Genomic DNA, 3258 nt, shown 5'->3' with positions numbered 1-3258 from the left:
AGAAGATGGTGTGGGTAATGATGAGCGCTAAAACTGGGAATTAAGATCAAGGGAATAAGAGCGGTTCATCGTTCCGACGCTGGGCGTCCAGGTTCTTGGTCAAAAACCACGAGATGATGAGAGAGCAAGAGACGAGCTTCATAGAAGATGGTGTGGGTAATGATTGGAATAGAAAGGGGCACTATCTGAATGTGGCAGAGATTCGAATCTCATAATTCCCTTGGAGGGAATTCAACGCTATCTTCGACTCTGAAAGGACTCAAGCCAAATGGATTCTTTCAAAGTTCTACTGGTTCTGCATAGAACTCAAAGGTCAAGACCAAGATTGTAGACCTTTTCAAGAGCCTCCGCTCTTTCATCTTCACTCAATTCGCTGCACATTCCGAAGCTCGCAAAAAACTCCATAGAAACAAAGTCGCAGATCTCTCTCATGCTCTTTTCGACAATCTCGGCTCCAGAATTAGGATCCTCACCACCGTAAGTCATGAGAAGAACAAACTTCTTTCCTTTGAAGGCCTTTTCGTAGTCGAGCGCGTACAATCTGTCGAGGAAAGTCTTCAACTGAGCACTCATGTTCCACCAGTAAATAGGCGTAGAGAAGACAATCACATCGGCTGCAACGACTTCTCCATAAAGATCAAGCATGTCGTCTTCAATTACGCAGGATTCGCCATCATTCTTGCATTTGTCGCAGCCCGCGCACGGTTCGATCCTCTTACCATGTAGAAAGACAGATTTCAGTTCCAGCTTATCATGTCCCTCTCTCATTCCCTTCATGAAATTATCCAGAACAAGCATAGTATTTCCCTTCAATCTTGGACTGCCCATAACAGAGAATACTCTCATAAGCGGACCACATCCTCTCAGTAGTTTTCATATCAGAAAAATCCTTCAGCCGGAGGAGCTCATTCTTCTCTGCGAACTCCTATTATTGTAGGAAGCAAGAGCACTAAGGAACAACATCGTTGAACAATTAGAAGTACAGATCAAATCCCAGGAGCACCGGCAGCGGCCAGAAGAACAACGAGTAATTCATTCTGTCTGTCATTTTGGTGACATCGATAATGCTCAGAGCCGGAGATATTTGAGGCTTTGCGAGCTTCAGTGTCGAGAAAGAGAAGGTAGATGAACCTCTTAGGCCCACGGCAATCATGAATCTTCTTTCAAAAAGATTGAAAGAGAGATTCTCGATTGCAGAAAAGAGTCTTCCGCTGATGCCTGCCTCAAAACTGTGATGAACGTTGTCATAGCTGTAGGAAACTGTGGGACCGGCGTACAACATAACTTGAGTAAAATCTATCGGGCCAATACTCCAGGGATTCGTTATCTTGAAACCGAAGTGATAATATCCCCTTGCCGAGTAGGTTTGAAGGATAAAGGGAAAGTATGCGATTGAAGCTCCGATATTGTTTGAGTTGAAAGTGTATCCATACGCAGAAACAGAAAGAACCACAACGATCAATACTACAAGCAGTAATTTCTTCATCATTTCCACCTCCCGATTGAAGTATATCATCTCGATCTTCTCGAAAAGAAGCTCTGGAAAGGGCCTTGCGGCTATTCTCACCGGCAGGTGTTCTCTTTTCTGTCAGAAGGGTCTGTTCTCCGTATAACCTTTGAAAGGCAAATATCGATCGAGGCTAGGTCTTTGCTAAGAAAACTTGACTCAACTAACATTGAAGTGTAAAATCCTATATGTACGTACATTCTAACTGGGGGCGATTGCCATCACTCCAAAGTACACTCTCATTGAACGTTACTTGCTCGAAGAACTCAAGTCCGGGAAATACTCCGTTGGGGATAAACTCCCCACAGAAAAGGAATTGATGAACAAGTTTAGTGCCAGCAGAGAAACAGTCCGAAAGGCTTTGGATCGGCTCTCTTTCAAGGCTGCGATAGTCAGAAGACCGGGCCTTGGAACCTTCGTCAGTTATGGAAGCGACAACCACCTTGTCGGCATTCTTGTGCAACAGATAACCAGCTACATATTTCCCTATATTGTTCTCGGAGCTGAAGATTATCTCTTCCGGAACGAATACAAGATGTTGTTAGGTAATTCTGCTGAAGATCCAGTGAAGGAGAGGCAGATTCTTTCAGAGTGGATCGAATCAGGAGTGAAGGGCTTGATAATCGACCCCGTCTACAGCGCGACTAAGAGGTCAAACAAGGATCTCGTACAGTCGATGGCCAAATCTGGAGTGAAGATCGTTCTCGTCCACAGTGACTGGAATATTGATAACGTAAGCTGCAATGTCCTCGATGACGCCTACGGAGGGGAAAAGGCATCGGAAATCTTCTTTGAATACGGTCACCAGAGAGTTGCTGTAATCTACAAGTCAACACATCTGCCTGGCGTCATAAGGGCCAAGAGCTTCGTCGACCGTTGCAAGCAGCTTGGATTCACAAAGATTTACGAGAAGTCCTTCAACGTCTCGGAATTCACTGGAGCGCCTATGCAGATAGCTCACGAACTCATGTCTCTCCCCGCTCAGCTGCGTCCGACAGCAGTATTCTGCTACAATGACGCGACCGCTCTTCAGCTTCAGTTAGTAGCCAAAAGACTGGCCTTGAATATACCCGAAGATATCTCCGTAATCGGATTCGATGACGGACCAATCGGGGATTTCAGAGAAGTCCTCACCACCTTCGCCCACCCTAAAGAAGAGGTAGGAAGGAAATCAGTCGAGATTCTTCTAGATATGCTAAATGGCTCCAATACTCACAGAGTTGTTCACAAACCAGAATTGATAGAGAGGAGCTCCGTAGCAAGAGTGAAGGAGTAGAAAAATTTACCGAGGTTGCGGATGGCGGGTTGGGGGTAGGAAAGAGCGGAATAATACGCAAGGCTGCCTTCGGCATGAAGTGAGGCTCGCTGGCGCGAGGAAGTGATGCCACCTTCGGTGGGACGCATTGCACTGAAAAGCATCAGTGGACGCAAGGCTGGCGAAGACCACGCCAGGTCGCAATGCCCGGAGATGCATCCGGGGACGCAAGGCCCGCTCCTCGGGGATGAGAACCACTTCAAATTCAGACGCGGTTCCTAACCAAGAACCTGGACGCGAAGCATAGGAACCTAGAACCCTTCTTTCCGCTCTCACGCGCGGAGGACGGTGAACCGTTGACGGCCAACGTGGTTTTCATCAGCCTGTAGTGGGTCTTTCGTAGGACGGCTGTCGCTTTAGCGTGACGTCATTTAACTCTTTTTTCAAACTTGGCACGGTGAGTAGCCCAGGGGAATTTCACCCCCAGGCTCTCTCA

The 3258-nt window shown here is 47.0% G+C and carries 3 protein-coding genes; 1 reads left to right on the top strand and 2 read right to left on the bottom strand.

Features of this window, described 5'->3' with window-relative positions; genetic code table 11:
- Positions 1-306: 306 nt before the first annotated feature.
- Together B3K91_RS05025 and B3K91_RS05020 are read right to left on the bottom strand one after the other, a co-directional pair.
- Positions 307-846, bottom strand: a complete 540-nt coding sequence (locus B3K91_RS05025; protein WP_214079864.1) for a flavodoxin family protein — start codon at positions 844-846, stop codon at positions 307-309.
- A 127-nt stretch (positions 847-973) separates the two neighbouring features.
- Entirely contained in the window at positions 974-1486 is a 513-nt protein-coding gene (locus B3K91_RS05020) for a hypothetical protein (RefSeq protein WP_214060031.1), read from the bottom strand.
- 241 nt (positions 1487-1727) lie between these two features.
- On the opposite strand from B3K91_RS05020, the gene B3K91_RS05015 reads away from it, so the two are divergent.
- Positions 1728-2783, top strand: a complete 1056-nt coding sequence (locus B3K91_RS05015; protein WP_349680397.1) for a GntR family transcriptional regulator — start codon at positions 1728-1730, stop codon at positions 2781-2783.
- The last annotated feature ends 475 nt before the right edge of the window (positions 2784-3258 follow it).

Source organism: Mesotoga sp. UBA5847 (assembly GCF_002432735.1).
GTDB lineage: Bacteria > Thermotogota > Thermotogae > Petrotogales > Kosmotogaceae > Mesotoga.
Note: the sequence above shows the minus strand (reverse complement) of the source record. Positions and strands in the feature narration are given on the sequence as shown.

Bases quoted from the DNA above. Each gene is read 5' to 3' on its own strand.
- B3K91_RS05020 (WP_214060031.1), bottom strand. From the start codon at position 1,486: ATGAAGAAATTACTGCTTGTAGTATTGATCGTTGTGGTTCTTTCTGTT.
- B3K91_RS05025 (WP_214079864.1), bottom strand. From the start codon at position 846: ATGAGAGTATTCTCTGTTATGGGCAGTCCAAGATTGAAGGGAAATACT.